This window comes from Acinetobacter sp. 742879 (assembly GCF_000588535.1).
In the GTDB taxonomy this organism is placed as follows: Bacteria; Pseudomonadota; Gammaproteobacteria; order Pseudomonadales; family Moraxellaceae; genus Acinetobacter; species Acinetobacter pittii.
Window position 1 is genome coordinate 78906 of sequence record NZ_JFYC01000012.1, and the last position, 17794, is coordinate 96699.

Sequence of the window (17794 nt, forward strand, 5' to 3'; positions counted from 1 at the left end):
TTGTTGAATCAGCTGTATTTCAATTGATTATATTTGATCGCCTTAAGCATATTTATACTGACGAGAGCAGTAAGCTCGTTCAACGGCTGGTGAACGTAATTGTTGATGCTTAGTTTTACGCCCTGCCATACGTTTACGCCAAAGTTTAAAACTATTGGTTTTTAGGTTGTATCTCATTAAACGAATCACTTCACTTTCACTTAACCCATATTCTCGCTCAATTGCTTCAAATGGGGTTCGATCTTCCCATGCCATTTCAATAATTCTAGATAAGTCCTGTTCATCAATTTTTTTCATGCTATGCCCTTTTGAATTATAGGTAGCTAAATCTGATTTTTAACAAACAACCTTTCGGGAACAGTTTCATCTACTCAATTGCTTGTCTTAAACCTTTTCGTGTTTTGCTTCAGATCATAGAAAGATCAACATGAAGTTTTTGTGATTTTTTAGCTTTATAAACTGTTTTTCTACAGATATAAGTGTTTGAAACCGTTGAATGGTTCAACTTTATCTTTATTGGCCACTCTGGCAAAATTTTTAATAACTAAAACGTAAAAAAGCCATTGCCTTCGCAATAGCTTTTTTGTTTATAATCATAAAATTATGCGCCCTTAGCTTAACTGGATAGAGCAGTTGCCTCCTAAGCGACCGACGTGGGTTCGAGTCCCGCAGGGCGTACATATTTCATCACTTAATCCTTCACTTCAGCCAACAATGTTTCAGCTGCAAGTTTCCCTAAATTATTAGAAGCAAGCGGACTATCACCAGTTAGCAATTTACGGTCTCTATGACATTGACCTGTAATGCCCTTATTTAAAATTTCTACACCGAGTTTTTCAAGATTTTCACCCACTAACCAAGGTAAAGCTCCAGGCATATAACCAATATCAATATTTGCTCCTTTATCTAATGAATCAGGGAATACACAAATTTGATAGCCTTTAAAAATATAGTTTTCTGGCTGTTCATTAACTGCCGCAGCCAGTAATGAGGCTGGACCATGGCATAACGTAATAATAAATTTATCTTGTTCAACCGCCCATTTAAGAACTTTCTTTACCTCAAGACTATGTGGAATTTTAGCTAATACGCCATGCCCACCCGGAATAAATACAGCCGCATAGGGTGAGTTTTCACCAACTGCATTTTCTAAAATGTCAGCTAGTTTTAGCGGATTTTTTAATTTATCTGCATATTTCTGAAAGGTGTCTAACACCACTTGTTCTTGCTTTGGCATTGCCCACATTTCAAGTTTGGCTGGATTTCCTGAAAGTGTCGCAATATCAATTTCGAAGCCTGCATTATCTAAATGAAACATCGGTAAAAGCATTTCTACAGGATGGTTGCCTGTTGAAAAGAACTTACCGTTTTGCATCTGAATGTAACGCTCATCAGTTGCAATCATTAAAACTTTTTTATTGCCCGCATACGGCGTTGAATAAGTGGTGCCATCGTAATCGGTTTTAGGAGCAGTATATTGACTTAGTGAATAAGGTGATGGGAAAAAGGCATTATCTTCAGCCAAATCTGGAGTAGGATTTTTATCATCAATATTTGCGGTATTCATTGTTACTATCCTTTTTCATCAGTATGGAAAGAAATAATAAGGTAAGAACCCATTTTTATTTCTTACTCAATTTATAGGTGAAGTTATGGAACTGGTGCAATCTGCCAATAGAATTTGGCAATTTTTATAGAGAAATAGGCAGAATCTAGAATTATAAAATTCAGTTTAGGCGAACCTGTCGTTCGCCCAAACTTCAATGATTACAGTGTTACGCATTCATTTCTAAAACGATCTTTCCAATATGATCACCTTGTTCCATACATGCGTGAGCACTTTGTACATCTGAAAAAGCATACGTTTTATAGATTTGCGGTAAACATTTACCTTGTGCCAATAATGGCCACACATGCTCATGCAAAGATTGGGCAATTTGTGCTTTTTCTTGGCTATTACGTGCTCGCATCGTTGAACCCGTAATTGTGGCACGTTTTAAAATCAGTTTTTGTAAATCAAATTCTTTTGCGATTCGTCCACCCATAAAACCAATAATGACCAATCGGCCATCACGTTTTAATAGATTTAGGTTTTTCGTGAAATAAGAACCACCTACAATATCTAAAATGACATTAACACCTTGATCTTGAGTGTGCTTCAAAACTTCCTGCTCAAAATCTTGGGTTTTATAGTTAATTGCTGTCGTTAAACTTGAGAGTGCTTCAACTTTATCTTCACTACCAACCGTAGCAAAAGTTTTAATCCCCAAAGCGTGGCAAATGGCTAAAGCTGTGGTTCCAATACCACTAGCCCCACCATGAATCAGTGCGGTTTCATCTTTCTTTAAACGGCCAATATCAAATAGATTTGCCCAAACTGTAAAAAATGTTTCTGGAATCGCAGCAGCTTGAGTAAATGATAAATTTTCAGGTATTGGTAATACTTGAGTTGCAGTTACCGCACAATATTCTGCATAACCGCCGCCATTTGTTAGGGCGCAAACTTTATCGCCAACCTTGAATTGATCTACTTCGTCACCTACAGCAACCACAACACCAGCGACTTCAAGTCCAGGTATTTGAGTAACACCTTTAGGCATTGGATATAATCCCATACGCTGCAATACATCAGGGCGGTTGATTCCTGCAGCCTTTACCTCAATTAAGACTTCATCTGCTTGAGGTTCTGGAATATTAGCATCTTGAACTTTTAGAACCTCAGGTCCACCCGGAGCCGTAATTTCAATAATTTTCATGGTTGTTGGAAGGGTCATAAAATGCTCCATGTTTGATTTATATCTAAAAATACTAATCTACGTTAAATAATTGAGGACTTGGGTGGAATGCCAAACAGTCGTTTAAATTCTCGGCTAAATTGTGAAGCACTAACATATCCAACTTCATAGGCGGCTTCTGCGACTCCCATTTTATTGTTCGTGATTAACTCGCGTGCCTTATGTAACCGAGTAATTTTGATGTACTGTAAGGGCGAATAATTCGTCACCTTTTTAAAAGTTTGATGAAAAAGCGATATGCTCATGCCCGCTTGTTTCGCCAACTCTTGAACCGTTAAGTTATGATAATAATCACGTTGAATAATTTCACAAATGGTGTAAATCACGCCATTTCGACTTGCCATAGCCGATAAGCTCTCGACTAGATTGCCGCCTGAAGTCTGCACCACACGATAAACCAATTCTCTTTTAACTTGCTCACCCAATATAAAAGTATCTTGTTTAGAGCGAAGTAAATTGAGTAATCGTAGAGCAACCTCTGAAATAGTCTCATTCATGTCAATCACTCTAAGCCCGCAGCTTAATTTTAAATCTTCTGAATGAGCATCTTCAGTAACCACTTGTTGCTGTTTATCCATTTTAGTAATGAGATCAGTCATCATTTGTGGTTCAAATTTTATGGCTATCGCGAGCATTGGTTCATTATTTTCAACCACAGTATCGCAATCAAACGGTATTGCAATTGAGATAAATAAACACTGACCTTGTTGAAACTGAAAGATTTCTTTACCAATATATCCTCGCTTTACCCCCTGTATCACTAAAACAATTGAGGGTTCTTGCAGCACGGCAATAGGTGGTGTGGAATGATCTACACGCATCAAAGTGATGTTAGAGATAAAAGTAGGATAGAGGCCTTCTGCTGGAGCCAAGTGCAAAAATGCATCGACCAAATGTTCTGTAAGATGATTTTGCGGCATAGTTTTATTGTGAAAGGTAATCTAATAATCAATATAACAATGAACCTAAAATGAAAACATCTGTCTTGCGTTTACTTTGTATAAATAGGCAATTCAAATCAATTTTTAGGCATAAAAAAACCTAGAGCATTCTAGGTTTTTTTCAATTTATAAGATTATTTAAGCCGATAAATTAAAGAACATTGCTGCAATCAAAATAATTACACCAAGTACAATTCGGTACCAAGCAAATACACGTAACGTGTGACGCTCAACAAACAGTACCAATGCTTTTACAACAAACAGCGCGGCAATAAAAGCAGCAACGAATCCCACCCCAATATTAACCATATTGTCTGAGGTAAGTACGTCAGCATTTTTAATCAAGTCAAAAGTCGCAGCGCCCAACATGGTCGGCATAGCAAGGAAAAAAGAAAATTCTGTAGCAGCTTTGCGTGATAAACCTGCAAACATTCCGCCTACAATTGTTGCGCCTGAACGCGAAGTTCCCGGAATCATCGCCACACACTGAGCAAGACCTACTAAAAGCGCTTGTTTAAAGGTGATTTTGGTTGCATCAAGTGTCTTATGTTCAAACTGTCTAGATTCCACCCAGAAAATGATAAGGGCACCGACAATTAAGGCAATCGCAACCACAATTGGGCTAAATAGAACACTTTTAATAAAGTCGACAGCTAGAACACCAATAATGACTGCTGGAAAGAATGCAATAAGCACACTGATCGCAAAATGACGTGACTCCACATCACCGCTAAAAAATCCCTTAATCAAGTTAATAATTTTTTGTCGATATAACCAGCACACTGCCAAAATAGCACCTAACTGGATTACGACCTCAAATACACGACCGCCGTCTGAGTGGAAATCGATAATATGACCAAATAAAATTAAATGGCCTGTACTCGAGATGGGTAAAAATTCAGTTAAGCCTTCGACAAAGCCTAAAAACAGTGCTTTTATAACTTCAAAATTTTCCATAACTTGCTCAAAGAAAGTTAATCATTAGAACGACCTAAAATTTGTTTTATCGAAATTGGTAAGTCCCAAATTAGACTTAACACATGTTCAATATCAGATCATTTCTAACGTTTGTGGTTATTGCCCCTAGTTAAAGGCAGTTTATTTAAAGTGCGATAATGTATCACATCATGATGACAAACTTGGGTTAACTATCGTAAAAAGATAAAACTTGGTTAAGAACTGCCAAAGTTTTTCTTGTTATAGACAAAGCTTTTTACCTTTACTTACTCTACAAAATGATCTTAAAAAGTCCTTAAAAAAACATGATATTATTCTGATCAAATGCAACTCATATCAAAAATTCAATCTGAATGAAAAATATCAAAATTAATGCACGCCATCTCATTATCGATTTATTTCTTTCCTCTGCTTACCCTCAGCTCACGATTAGACAAATATTAATTGCCGCTAAACTTTTTAATATGAGTGACAACGGTATTCGTGTGGCTACGACTCGGCTATTAAATGAAGGGATGATAGAAAGTGTAGAACGCGGTATTTATCAACTTTCGCCATCAACCAAAGAATGGGCAAAAGTTATTTTGAATCGTAAAAATGGCATTAAGCAGACTAAAGAATGGCAACATCAATATCTGGCAGTCTTTACTGGAACTTTAGGTCGTATTGATCGAACCGCTTTAAAAAAGAGAGAACAAGCTTTACGTCAATTTGGTTTTAGAGAACTCGAAACTGGAATTTATATACGTCCAGATAATTTAGCGTATAGCTTTGAAAAAACATGTGAAGAGCTCATTTTAGCGGGTCTTGAAAATGAAGCTAAAATTTCTATTATTCAAAAATTTGACGCAAAAACACTTTCATTAATTCATTCTTTGTGGGATACCAAACAGCTTGAAAAGAACTATGAAATGTATAGTCAAGATATTCAAGAATGGCTTTTAAAATATAAAAATCTATCCTTAAATGAGGCTGCTACCCAAGCTTTATTATTAGGACGTGAAACCATTACCTTACTCATGAATGATCCTCTACTGCCCTCTCCATTTGTTGACGAACATGCCCGCAATCAGTTTGCTCAGAATGTACAGCAACTCGATTCGATTGGACAAAAGCTATGGCAAAAACTTTATGAAAATGAATTAGCCCAATAATAGGCGATTTATTTTTTTACAAACAAATATTTCAATTTTTAAAATTTTATGATTATATTTGTAATATAAAATATGAATGCCAAAATCTGATTTGGGAGAATAAAAATGAATGCACAAGTGAGTGTGACCGATCTATTTAGCAGAGAAGAAATACAGGAGCTCACACAACCCTCAGATATATACGGTGCTTGGGCTGTTGCAAGTACATGGGCTGTTATTGGCGGAACATTTGCCAGTTTAATCATGATGTGGGATTACTTACCTAGCTGGGGCAAATTACTTGCTTGTATGCTAGCTTTAGTTATATTGGCAGGTCGCCAGTTATGCCTAGCAATTTTGATGCATGATGCATCTCATAAAAGCTTATTCAAAAATAAAAAAATAAATGACTTTGTAGGCGAATGGCTATGCGCCCGTCCAATCTGGAATGATCTACAAAAATATCGCGTACATCATGTTCGTCATCATGCAAAAACATCTACTCCAGATGACCCCGATCTTTCTTTAGTTTCCGGTTTTCCTGTAAGCAAAAAATCTCTTACTCGTAAATTTTTACGCGACTTAACAGGTATGACAGGATTAAAGTTTAGCTTTGGCCGAGTATTAATGGACCTAGATCTAATGAAATGGACCGTTGCAAATGATCAAGTCTGGTTAGATCGAAGCAATAAAGATTTCGTTGACTATGCAAAAAGTCTTATAAAAAACAGTAGTGGTGCCATTGTAACCAATGTTGCTCTTTATGGTGTTTTAAAAGCTTTTGGTCAGCAACGGTTTTATTGGTTATGGCCCCTAGCTTATTTAACACCGTTTCCATTATTTTTAAGAATTCGCTCAATGGCCGAACATGCAGGGATGCAAACGAGTAATACAGCTTTAACTAATACCCGTACTACACGTGCAGGTTGGATTGCTAGAAGTTTTGTAGCGCCGATTCATGTCAATTATCACATGGAACATCATTTAATGGCTTCGGTGCCCTACTTCAAACTGCCACGTATGCATCGTCTATTGAGAGACCGCGGACATGTTCCTGCACCGCCTAGCTATTTTGAAGTGATTGAATCACTCTCATCTAAGCCAGAATAGTCTACTTAATTGACTCAAATAATAAATGAAAGGCCATGAAATTAAATTTATGACCTTTTAATTTGAATCCGCCATTTTATGCTGGGTTTGGAAATATTTAGGCGTCATCCCCATCCAGCGCTTAAACGCACGAGTGAAGTGAGAAGTCTCGGCATAACCTAGCATTAAAGCAACTTTTTCGATCGACATGTTATTTTGAGTTAAAAGTTTCTGGGCATGCTCCTTTTTCAGTGAGTCTACCAAGAGTGTAAAACTAGTATCATCAAGAGCTAAATAGCGTTGCAAAGTTCGCTCTGACATATTCATGATATGAGCCACTTGCCCAACTTTTAATGCGTCAATCTCCCCATTCAAAAGCAATTTTTCGGCAACTTGTTTGACTTGGCCTTTCCAACCACTTTTTAAGTTTAATTTCTCTATATCCCGCTTACATTGTGCATTTAACAACGGCGCTAGCATTGGGTCTGCCGTTAATACAGGTTGTGCTAAATACTCTTTTGGAAATATCCAACGATTACGCTTTTGGTTAAATAAACAAGTTACAGCCAGTTGATGACTGATTTGGCCAAAACCTATCGGCTCTGGCATTGGTAATTCAACTTTTCCCAAATGAGAAAGCCCTGTTAATTTTTTGGCAATTTGAACAAAACCGACTAACAAAAAAATGTTGGCATTTGGGCTCAGCTGAAATGCATTGACAGGCTGATGAATTGACCAATATGCATCATTATTTTCTTGTTTTAATTCCGGTTTAAAAACCTTACAACGTGAACCAATGAATTGTTCAAGTATTTTCAGTGCTTCTCCTAAATTTGGAGAAACTATGGCAGCCATTCCGACTGAACCATAACATGAAGCCGTCATGCTTAAAGCTAAATACCCTGCTAGTGCTGGCTCTTTGCATAACTCGATCGCCCGTTCAATAAGCTGATTTAAGATGTTGAATTCAACATACCAGTAAGGCTTTTCTAATTGGTCTAAAGTTATTCCGCTTCCATTTAAAAGCTGCTCACCAGAGACACCCCACCGCTTAACAGTCTCGACGATTAAATTAATATAAGTTCCGGGTAATTCTGGATTCATGAGCAACCCATATGAGCAAAATAAAATGGCGCGAAATGGTAAAAACTGTCAGTTCATGAACTATGCCATGCTTTTAAATTGATGCATAGTTATTCAAAACAAAATCCGCTGAATTGCACTAGACAGCACAATTTCTGAAAAGAATACAGGTCGCCTTATGAACATTCTGATTGTCCATGCTCATCCAGAACCCCAGTCTTTCACCACTGCTCTAAAAAGTACAGCTAAGCAAACCTTAGAAGAATTGGGGCACAGCGTAGAAATTTCAGATTTATATGCGATGCAATTTAACCCTATTGCATCCAAAGAAGATTTTTTAGAGCTTAACCAACCTGATTATTTTAACTATGCACTTGAACAAAGAAATGCCAGCAAAAATCAGCTTCTAGCTCCAGATATTCAAGCAGAAATTGAAAAGGTAAAAAAAGCTGATCTCGTCATTTTAAATTTCCCACTTTATTGGACATCTGTGCCAGCAATTTTAAAAGGCTGGATTGATCGTGTGTTTGTATCTGGGCTTTTTTATGGGGGTAAGCGGTTTTACAACCATGGTGGCATGGCAGGAAAAAAAGCGATGTTGTGTTTAACACTCGGTGGTAGAACACACATGTTTGGAGAAAACTCAATTCACGGCCCAATCGAAAATTATTTATCCCCGATTCAACGTGGTACTTTGGCATATGCTGGTTTTGAAGTCTTACCTCCATTCATTGCTTACCATGTACCGTATATTAGCCAAGAAGCACGAGAAACCCTTCTTGAAGACTATGTAATCTACCTTACTCACCTCGACCAACTCGAACCTTTAAAGTTTCCTCAACTTGAACAATTTGATGAAAAACTTTATCCACTCTAATACTCTGTTTTAGCTCTTAAAATTGAATAACCGAATTTAGATCATTATTTTCGGTTTTTTATTACACATAACTTTCAAATATAGAATCCAAATTCGCTCAAAAAATAGATCAAATGGTAAAAAAATTAAGGTAAACTTTTTCATAAAATGAATAATATAAAATTTAATCAATAATATACAGATGTAGAGAAACTGGACTTGTCAACTAAAAATGACTACCAATACTCATTTCATAATCACTTAATTCATATTTTTACAAAAAAATCTTTGACCATTTTTCTTGGATTTGTGACAAAAATGTCATAAAAACAAAGGTCACCACTAATATATAAAAAATATAAATATCAAATAATTAAATTAATTTAACAATGCAAATATTCCTTCATATTTCATCCATTATTGGCATTATTTGTATAAAAAGTGAGTACTCCTCAGTTCATATAACAGATTTACTCTTATTGTAATTATGCTATTTTTGTTACATGGAGTTATCAAAGCTTCTATTACTTGTAATTAGGAGCTTTGAAGGCAACACAGTTTAAACGGTTTAACTCTGTTACTTTTAAAAAAATGTCTTGAAGTTCAAGGAAAGATTAAAATGAAATTAAAACATCTGAGCACTGCAATGATTTTAGCAACGCTGCCTGCAACTGGGGTTTTTGCAGCAGCATTAGATCGCTCTGGACAATCCATCTCTGCATTTTTGCAGCCTGGTAATTACTTTGAAGCTGGAATTTCTGTTTTAGACCCAGATGTAGCTGGTAAAGAAGCTGGTACAATTAAAACAGGTCGTAATATTGGCGATATGGGAGATGACTATTATTTCCCTAGCGCAGCCTTAAAACTACAACTTACTGATAAATTCTCTTTTGGTTTACTCTATGATCAACCATTTGGGGCAGATGCAGAATATTCTGGTAATAATGCCTTTGTAGCAAGCCCATCAGATCCAATTCTTGGCACTTTACCAATTACAACTGGTGCTTTAGGTGGTACTCAAGGTGCAACTTCTGTTGAAGTTGATAGTCAAAATATTTCGATGATTTTTGGTTTCCAACCTACCGAAAACTTTAATTTCTACGGTGGTGGTGTATATCAAACAATTAAAGGAAATGTTCATTTAAGAGGTTCTGCATACAGCTTATATAATGGCTATGATGCTTCAATTCCTGAAGATGGAGCAGCTGGCTGGTTAGCAGGGGCCGCTTTCCAAATCCCAGAAATTGCACTTAAGGCATCGATTACATACCGTTCAGAAATTGACCACAAAATTGATGCAGATGAAACAATTGCACTTGCAGATTCAATTACAGCCAATGCTGGAGCACTTGGGTCAACTATTGGACAATTAGTTGCAGCTGGTCAGTTAACTCCAGCTCAAGCTGGAGCGATCCAACAAACAATTGGTAAAGCTATTGCTGCTAACCAATTAGAAGGCAAGACTACAATTACTACCCCTCAATCTGTAAACCTTGATTTCCAGACAGGAATTATGGCAAATACAGTCGCATTTGCGAATGTACGCTGGGTAAATTGGAAAGATTTCGCAATTCGTCCATATAAATTTGGCAAAGTATCAGAAGCTGTAGGTCCAATAGCAACTCCTAGCCGTCCAAATGGCTTTAATTTAGTGGAATATTCTGATGACCAATGGTCTGTGAATGCTGGTGTAGGTCGTAAACTTAACGACAAGTGGGCGGGTAATGTTTCGGTAGGTTGGGACTCTGGCGCAGGTAATCCTGTAACAACTTTAGGTCCAACTGAAGGTTACTGGAACGTAGGCGTAGGTGTTCAATACAGCCCTACTCCACAAACCTTTATTGCTGGCGGTGTAAAATATTTCTGGTTGGGCGATGCAAAAGCACAAACTGGAGCCCAAGCTGGTAGCGATGACTACTATGTTGCAGAATTCTCTGACAACAACGCTATCGCTTATGGTTTAAAACTTGGTTATAAATTCTAAGTTTAAAAACTAATCTATATAAAAAAGGCGCTTAAAGCGCCTTTTTTATTATTTATTCTCAAGCTGGGATTGTACGCTGTGAAACTGAACGGATTGCTTCTTTTAATGCATCGTAACCGTGGATAGCTGGAAACTGAGGAAACTCAGCAATCACATTTGCTGGTGCATCAAATAAGAAACCATGGTCCGCTTCACCAAGCATGGTTGTATCGTTATACGAATCACCTGCAGCGATTACACGGAAATTTAAGCCATGCAGTGCTTTAACAGACTCACGTTTTTGATCGGGTTGACGTAGTTTATAAGCGGTAATCATACCTTCTTCATCTGTCTCTAACTTATGACAGAAAATTGTTGGCCATCCTAATTGCTTCATTAAAGGATGCGCAAATTCATAGAAGGTATCTGATAAGATCACGAGTTGGAAATGCGTACTCACCCATTCAACAAACTCTTTTGCCCCCGGTAATGGCCCCATCTCAGCAATGACTTCTTGAATGTCGTTTAAGCCTAAACCATGTTGTTTTAAGATATTAAGACGCTGAGTCATTAAAACATCATAATCCGGAATATCACGAGTTGTTGCTTCGAGTTCTTTAATCCCTGTTTTTTTAGCGAAATTGATCCAGATTTCAGGAACTAAAACCCCTTCAAGATCTAGGCATACGATTTCCATGAATGCTTCCAACGTTGGTTAAAAATTGCTGTATCATACCATTAAGATTTTCAGTTTTGCGTTGTTATTGATCAAATCAATTTTATTCATAAGGATCGAAATTAAAGTGCTAAGCACTTTATCAACTATCCTTTAGAATATTTTTCATAACTCAATGCGCCCAAGCCTTTTGCCAGGAACACACATGACCGTTATTCCGACTATTGATATCGTAGATGCTCTTGCTGCTGAATATGCAACCAAAAGCCCTCGAGAAATTTTAGAACTTGCCTTAAGCCAACAAGGTGAAATTGCAATTTCGTTTTCGGGAGCAGAAGATGTTGTGTTAATTGATATTGCTTCACGCTTAGGCAAACCTTTCCGTGTATTTAGTCTCGACACAGGCCGCCTGCATGCCGAAACTTATCAATTTATTGAAACTGTCCGTAAACACTACAATATCAATATCGAAATTTGTTTCCCTGAATCTGAAGCTGTTCAAAACATGGTAAACGAAAAAGGTTTATTCAGCTTTTTTACAGATGGGCATCAAGAATGTTGCGGTATTCGAAAAGTTCAGCCTTTACGTAAAAAACTTGCGACTTTAGATGGCTGGATTACGGGTCAACGTAAAGATCAAAGCCCTGGTACGCGTACAGAGATTCCTGTAGTACAAGCTGATGCTGGCTTCTCTGGCCCAGGTAAGCAACTCATTAAATATAATCCTCTAGCAAACTGGACAAGTGCTGAGGTATGGAGCTACATCCGTATGATGGAAATTCCATATAACCCTCTTCATGAGCGTGGTTTTGTTTCTATTGGATGTGAACCATGTACGCGACCTGTATTACCAAATCAACATGAGCGTGAAGGACGCTGGTGGTGGGAAGAAGCCACTCAAAAAGAGTGTGGCTTACATGCTGGTAATATGAAAAAGTAATTGGATATCAAAAAACCACTGGCAAATCAGTGGTTTTTTTTATGTCATGTTCCGTACACAAAGTCATATTTTCTCTACTCTAAACGCTATATACTTAATTTTACGGTTCTATAATTCTAATAAGAGCTCATATAAGGGCTTCTTAGAAAAATGCATGAGGCACAATGATTTATGCGTCCATTACACCCAATTGATTTCATTTTTCTGTCACTTGAAAAAAGACAGCAACCCATGCATGTCGGTGGATTATTTTTATTTGAAATTCCTGAAAATGCACCAGAAACCTTTGTACATGATTTAGTAGAAGATATTAAACGCTCAAAGAGCATTCCTATTCCGCCCTTCAATAACCGCTTAAGTGGTCTGTTTTGGGATGAAGATGAAGAATTCGATATCGATCATCACTTTCGCCACATTGCTTTGCCTCATCCTGGCCGTATTCGTGAACTTCTGGTGTATATTTCACAGCAGCATAGTTCACTAATTGATCGTGCAAAGCCACTTTGGACTTGTGACATTATTGAAGGAATCGAAGGCAATCGTTTTGCCATGTATTTTAAAATCCATCATGCAATGGTAGATGGTGTTGCTGGTATGCGTTTGATCGAGAAATCTCTATCAAAAACACCAGAAGAAAAACATGTTGTTCCTTTATGGTGTGTTGAAAGCAAAAGAGCTAAGCGTCTAAAAGTACCAACTCCAAGTACTAGTAAAATTAAGAGTATTTTAGGCGGTATTAAATCTCAACTCGACATAGCTCCAAAAGTTATGCACGAGCTATCTCAAACAATATTCAAGGAAATGGGTAAAAATCCTGATTATGTTTCTACTTTTCAGGCACCAGTTTCTATTTTGAACCAAAGAGTTAGTGCTTCACGTCGTTTTGCGGCCCAATCATTTGAATTAAGCCGCCTTAGAAAAATTTCAAAAGCATTAGGCGTGACGATTAATGATGTTGTCCTAGCTGTATGTTCAGGCGCTTTACGTGAATATTTGATTAGCCAAAACAGCTTACCTAAAAAGCCACTTATTGCCATGGTTCCAGCTTCATTACGTACAGATGATTCTGACATGAGTAACCGAATTACCATGATTCTGGCAAATTTAGGGACGCATAAAGATCAACCGTTAGAACGCCTAGAAATCATTCGTCGCAGCATGCAGAATTCAAAGCAACGCTTTAGCCGCATGACTGCGAATGAAATTTTAAACTATAGTGCGGTTGTTTATGGTCCGGCGGGATTAAACATCATGTCAGGAATGCTTCCTAAGCGTCAGGCGTTCAATTTAGTAATTTCCAATGTACCAGGACCACGTGAGCCACTTTATTGGAATGGCGCGAAATTAGATGCGCTCTACCCTGCTTCGATTGTCATGGATGGACAAGCTCTAAACATTACCATGACCAGTTATTTAGATAAGCTTGAAGTTGGATTAACAGCTTGTCGAAATGCTTTGCCGAAAATGCAAAACCTTTTGACTCATTTAGAAGATGAGATTCAACGTTTTGAAGAAATTATTGCAGAGAAACAGCTGAAACATCATTCAGCAAGTTAGAAAAAGTTAAGGGGCTTTGAATTGGCCCCTTATTTTTTGATTGTGCGGCACTGGTTAAGCAACTGATGACATACTGAACGAATCATTGCAGTTGTGATTGGTACTTCTTTACCTTGGTCATTCAACATATAGCAGCTATTTACTGGCGTGCTTTCTAAAACATGTTTAAGACCGTTGCTAATTAAGTTTTCACTTACATTCATGGGTTATACCTCTTATTGTTTGCTAAGACGTTTAATAGGGAGAACGTCTAGGGCTACTGTATGTAAGTAGTATTTAAAATTCATGAATGAAAGTAAAATTTCAGTTGTAACAAGGATTAAGCGATATCTTGTTACAACTTTAACTTAAAATGATATCGTATTGCTCTTGCGTATATAAATTTTCGACCTGAAATTTAATAACACGGTTAATAAAATGCTCTAAATCGGCTACTGCTGGTGCTTCTGCTGTTAATAATCGATCAATCACAGAAGGATGGGCAACAACAGTAAAGCCACTCGTTGACTCAAATGCGCGGGTATATCGTAATATCTCACGAAATATTTCGTAACACACTGTCTCCGCTGTTTTGACAAAACCCCGCCCTTGGCATGTTGGACATGATTCACATAACAAGTGTTCTAATGATTCACGAGTTCGTTTACGCGTCATTTCGACCAGACCAAGTTCTGACACTTGAGTAATTTTGGTCTTCGCGTGATCTCGCTCAAGCATTTTCTCGAACTGACGCATCACCTCTTCACGGTGAGTTGCTTCTTGCATGTCAATAAAATCAATAATGAGAATCCCCCCCAAATTACGCAGTCTAAGTTGACGCGCGATAACTTGAGTCGCTTCCATATTGGTTTTAAAAACGGTGTCTTCAAGACTACGACCACCTACATATGAACCTGTATTAACGTCAATCGTTGTCATGGCTTCAGTCTGGTCGATCATCAGATAACCGCCCGACTTCAAAGCTACGCGAGTTTGTAAGGCTTTTTGAATATCTTCTTCAACATTATAAAGATCAAATAGTGGTCGCTCGCCCGGATAATGAATGAGACGACTCTTCATATTCGGGACAAATTCATCTACAAACTCAAGCAGTTTTGCATGAATCTCTCGCGAATCTACATAAATCTTTGCAGTTTCTTCGCTTGCTAAGTCGCGAATAATACGTTGAGGTAATGGAAGTTCTTCAAAAATTAAAGAAGGAACAGCAACGTCGGTCTGTTTACGCTGAATGTACTCCCACAATTTGCTCAGATAGCACATGTCCTGTGCAATTTCTGCCTCATCCACACCTTCTGCAGCCGTACGGACAATCACGCTACCGGGTAAATTATGCTCAGATTGAATACCTTCAATAATATTACGCAGACGATCTCGCTCTTCTTCAGACTCAATACGCTGCGAAACACCAATATGGTTGCCATATGGCATTAAAACCAAATAGCGAGAAGGGATTGAAAGATCTGTACTTAGACGTGCACCTTTTGTGCCCAACATATCTTTCATTACTTGGACAGTAAGGGTTTGCCCAGGATGTAATAGCTCAAAGACATTTGGGGTAGGCTGCGAACGAGGCCAAACCATATCATTGATATGTAAAAAGGCTGTTCGAGACAAACCAATATCAACAAAGGCAGCTTGCATGCCCGGAAGCACTCGCACAACTTTACCCTTGTAGATATTGCCGACTAGACCGCGTTTAACTGTACGCTCGACATACAGTTCATTAACAGTTCCATTTTCGATTAATGCCACCCGACACTCCATAGGCGTGACATTAATAAGTAGTTCTTCTGACATACATAAACTCAAAGCATTATAAAATTTTTTATTAAAGAGTCAGAGAAGCTGTTAACTTTAACGTTGTCTAGTGTTCATCGACAATGCTATTCAATGAAGAATGATAACAACCCCTTATGTCTTTACTCTTTTGAATAACTGTGCAAATTCGTATAAAGGAAGTCCTACCACATTACTATAACTTCCTTGAATTTGGGGAATATATTGCGAGGCAATTCCTTGAATTGCATATCCACCCGCTTTTCCAACAGGCTCACCCGTGGTCCAATAATCTTCCATATCCTGTTTAGTCAGGTGCTGAAACTCAACTTGTGTTTGCACTACCTGACTTAACATTTGTTGTTGAGTCGCAACGCACAGTCCAGAAAACACATCATGCCAACGTCCAGATAATTGTTTCCAGATTTCAAAAGCATGATTTTTCGATTCAGGCTTACCAATAATTTGGCCATCAAGTCCCAGACTTGTATCGGCAGCAATAACAATTGCTTCTGGAAAAAGCTTCAATACAGTTTGAGCTTTTTCTCTAGCCAATCGTTCAACATAATGATGAACCAGCTCATTTTCATGAACAGACTCATCAATGTCAGGACTATAGATTTCAAAATCTAAGCCTAGCTGTTGCAACAGCTCCTTTCGACGAGGAGAGCTAGATGCTAAAACTATATGCGCCATTTTGCCAAACAATAATAGACGACTGGCCACGTGATGATACTTGTCATCAAAGGTTGCCAATGTCTAGCAATCGAAAAATGAATTCCACCCATCGTCTGTGTTACCCACATAAATGCTAAATGGGCAATAATGACCAGCGTTGCTATCGTCCATAAATTAACAAAAGTTAAAATACGGCGTTCCCGAATTAAAAAACGGGTAAGAAAAGTCACAATTACAAAACTTAAGGCATTGAGTCCTAAAGGCGCATCAAGCAGTAAGTCTGTAAAGATCCCCATCCCAAATGCAAACCAGACCCCACACCATGTTGGCTGACATACTACCCAAAATAGCATAATCATTAACATGAATAGTGGCCGCCATCCTGAAATATCATAAGATAGCGGATAAACCATAAGTACAGAACCCACAATAACGGAGAGAATAATTCCCCATAATGGATCTTTACGCTTTTCTCGTTTTAGTTTAGCGATCGGCATACGGCTGCTCCTTCGCTAATGATTCAGAGAAAAGTACAACTACATGATGGCCTGTTGCCAATTGTGCTGATGGTGTTACATCAATTTCAGCAAACTCACCTGAATTATGGCGTTTTATTTTAGCAACTGTACCCACTGCGTAACCTGCTGGGAAATGTTCACCCAAGCCTGAGCTAAACACTTTATCACCCACCTGAATATTCGCACTGGTCGGGACATATTCCATTTTTAAACGGCCCAAATCACCTGTACCAGAAACAATTGCCCGCATTCCAGTACGCTCAAGACGTACCGACAGTGAATGCTCTTTGTCTGAAAGTAGCATCACACGTGAGCTATGAGGATATACATTAATGATCTGCCCCATAATCCCCTTATCATCCAGAACCGTTTGACCGACCTTTAGATGGTCCGTAGAGCCTCGGTTAATAATGATGATATGACGTAATGGATCTGCATCTGTCCCAATTACTTCGGCAATTTCCATACGACCATCAATAATTAACGGTGTATCAAGAAGGCCTCGTAAACGGGTATTTTCAGCTGACAGTTCAGAAAGCTTCTGTAAGCGGACTTGAGCTTGTAAAAGCTCAGCCTGCATCGCTGTATTTTCACGACGCAGTTGTGCTTCAGATTTTGTTTGTTGATTCAGCCATTCTCTCGACAGTACCGGATAGCTAGCCAATGCATAAATTGGGTTATATGCAGCGTACAAGACATCCCTTGCTGGCTGAATTACATAAGGCATGCGCCAATCAAAGAAGAGCACAACCAAACATGTAATGACCGCAATAATGAACGAGCGGAAAGATGGCGGCTGTCTTGAAAAAATATTCGGTTGCACCGCCTAATC

General features: G+C 38.2%; 18 protein-coding genes and 1 tRNA gene. 7 read left to right on the forward strand and 12 right to left on the reverse strand.

Translation table 11 applies throughout. The features are described from left to right. Nucleotides 1–42: 42 nt before the first annotated feature. The gene (locus J690_RS18175) at nucleotides 43–297 is read right to left on the reverse strand and encodes a TIGR03643 family protein (RefSeq protein WP_017386291.1); all 255 of its coding nucleotides are present in this window, start codon (nucleotides 295–297) and stop codon (nucleotides 43–45) included. 308 nt (nucleotides 298–605) lie between these two features. Here J690_RS18175 and J690_RS18180 point away from each other — a divergent pair. After that, a tRNA-Arg gene (locus tag J690_RS18180) sits at nucleotides 606–678 on the forward strand. Nucleotides 679–691: 13 nt separating this feature from the next. Here J690_RS18180 and hchA read toward each other — a convergent pair. From hchA to J690_RS18200, 4 genes are all read right to left on the reverse strand, one after another. Beyond that, complete coding sequence (gene hchA, locus J690_RS18185) at nucleotides 692–1567, reverse strand: glyoxalase III HchA (RefSeq protein ID WP_017482116.1); 876 nt, start codon at nucleotides 1565–1567, stop codon at nucleotides 692–694. A 208-nt stretch (nucleotides 1568–1775) separates the two neighbouring features. Continuing rightward, complete coding sequence (locus J690_RS18190; protein ID WP_081405232.1) at nucleotides 1776–2786, reverse strand: NAD(P)H-quinone oxidoreductase; 1011 nt, start codon at nucleotides 2784–2786, stop codon at nucleotides 1776–1778. A 32-nt stretch (nucleotides 2787–2818) separates the two neighbouring features. After that, complete coding sequence (locus J690_RS18195; protein ID WP_032037360.1) at nucleotides 2819–3715, reverse strand: AraC family transcriptional regulator; 897 nt, start codon at nucleotides 3713–3715, stop codon at nucleotides 2819–2821. Between the two features lie 159 nt (nucleotides 3716–3874). Further along, nucleotides 3875–4693, reverse strand: coding sequence for an undecaprenyl-diphosphate phosphatase (locus J690_RS18200; protein ID WP_002116515.1), 819 nt, complete (start codon nucleotides 4691–4693; stop codon nucleotides 3875–3877). Nucleotides 4694–5046: 353 nt separating this feature from the next. On the opposite strand from J690_RS18200, the gene J690_RS18205 reads away from it, so the two are divergent. Beyond that, the gene (locus J690_RS18205; protein WP_032037361.1) at nucleotides 5047–5847 is read left to right on the forward strand and encodes a PaaX family transcriptional regulator C-terminal domain-containing protein; all 801 of its coding nucleotides are present in this window, start codon (nucleotides 5047–5049) and stop codon (nucleotides 5845–5847) included. Between the two features lie 105 nt (nucleotides 5848–5952). Further along, nucleotides 5953–6936: a fatty acid desaturase family protein gene (locus J690_RS18210; protein WP_032037362.1), complete on the forward strand. Its 984-nt coding sequence runs from the start codon at nucleotides 5953–5955 to the stop codon at nucleotides 6934–6936. A gap of 57 nt (nucleotides 6937–6993) precedes the next feature. Here the strand turns inward: J690_RS18210 and J690_RS18215 are convergent, their stop codons facing one another. Beyond that, on the reverse strand, nucleotides 6994–8019 hold the full coding sequence (locus J690_RS18215; RefSeq protein WP_032037363.1) for an AraC family transcriptional regulator: 1026 nt from the start codon (nucleotides 8017–8019) through the stop codon (nucleotides 6994–6996). Nucleotides 8020–8176: 157 nt separating this feature from the next. Between J690_RS18215 and J690_RS18220 the strand changes: the two genes are divergently transcribed. Both J690_RS18220 and J690_RS18225 read left to right on the forward strand, forming a co-directional pair. Then, nucleotides 8177–8875 (forward strand): NAD(P)H-dependent oxidoreductase, encoded by a 699-nt coding sequence (locus tag J690_RS18220; protein WP_032037365.1) that lies wholly within the window; start codon nucleotides 8177–8179, stop codon nucleotides 8873–8875. A gap of 598 nt (nucleotides 8876–9473) precedes the next feature. After that, on the forward strand, nucleotides 9474–10838 hold the full coding sequence (locus J690_RS18225; protein ID WP_032037367.1) for an outer membrane protein transport protein: 1365 nt from the start codon (nucleotides 9474–9476) through the stop codon (nucleotides 10836–10838). A 58-nt stretch (nucleotides 10839–10896) separates the two neighbouring features. Here J690_RS18225 and thrH read toward each other — a convergent pair whose 3' ends face one another. Further along, on the reverse strand, nucleotides 10897–11514 hold the full coding sequence (thrH, locus tag J690_RS18230) for a bifunctional phosphoserine phosphatase/homoserine phosphotransferase ThrH (RefSeq protein WP_002116438.1): 618 nt from the start codon (nucleotides 11512–11514) through the stop codon (nucleotides 10897–10899). A gap of 184 nt (nucleotides 11515–11698) precedes the next feature. Between thrH and J690_RS18235 the strand changes: the two genes are divergently transcribed. Next, nucleotides 11699–12433 carry a phosphoadenylyl-sulfate reductase gene (locus J690_RS18235; RefSeq protein ID WP_005064416.1) on the forward strand — a complete coding sequence of 245 codons (735 nt, stop codon included), beginning with the start codon at nucleotides 11699–11701 and terminating at the stop codon, nucleotides 12431–12433. A 171-nt stretch (nucleotides 12434–12604) separates the two neighbouring features. Next, the gene (locus J690_RS18240) at nucleotides 12605–13990 is read left to right on the forward strand and encodes a WS/DGAT/MGAT family O-acyltransferase (RefSeq protein ID WP_005064414.1); all 1386 of its coding nucleotides are present in this window, start codon (nucleotides 12605–12607) and stop codon (nucleotides 13988–13990) included. A gap of 29 nt (nucleotides 13991–14019) precedes the next feature. On the opposite strand, the gene J690_RS24010 is transcribed toward J690_RS18240, so the two are convergent. The 5 genes from J690_RS24010 to mreC all read right to left on the reverse strand — a co-directional run bounded on the left by J690_RS24010 (nucleotide 14020) and on the right by mreC (nucleotide 17785). Then, nucleotides 14020–14193, reverse strand: a complete 174-nt coding sequence (locus J690_RS24010; protein WP_002116397.1) for a PA1571 family protein — start codon at nucleotides 14191–14193, stop codon at nucleotides 14020–14022. Between the two features lie 139 nt (nucleotides 14194–14332). Further along, nucleotides 14333–15787, reverse strand: a complete 1455-nt coding sequence (gene rng / locus J690_RS18250; RefSeq protein ID WP_005064412.1) for a ribonuclease G — start codon at nucleotides 15785–15787, stop codon at nucleotides 14333–14335. Nucleotides 15788–15901: 114 nt separating this feature from the next. Then, nucleotides 15902–16462 carry a Maf-like protein gene (locus tag J690_RS18255; RefSeq protein ID WP_032037368.1) on the reverse strand — a complete coding sequence of 187 codons (561 nt, stop codon included), beginning with the start codon at nucleotides 16460–16462 and terminating at the stop codon, nucleotides 15902–15904. Then, nucleotides 16450–16941, reverse strand: coding sequence for a rod shape-determining protein MreD (gene mreD / locus J690_RS18260; protein ID WP_002116279.1), 492 nt, complete (start codon nucleotides 16939–16941; stop codon nucleotides 16450–16452). Before mreD ends, J690_RS18255 begins: the two co-directional genes overlap by 13 nt. Then, entirely contained in the window at nucleotides 16928–17785 is an 858-nt protein-coding gene (mreC, locus tag J690_RS18265; protein WP_002116449.1) for a rod shape-determining protein MreC, read from the reverse strand. The genes mreD and mreC overlap by 14 nt, the downstream gene beginning before the upstream one ends. Nucleotides 17786–17794 lie beyond the last annotated feature (9 nt).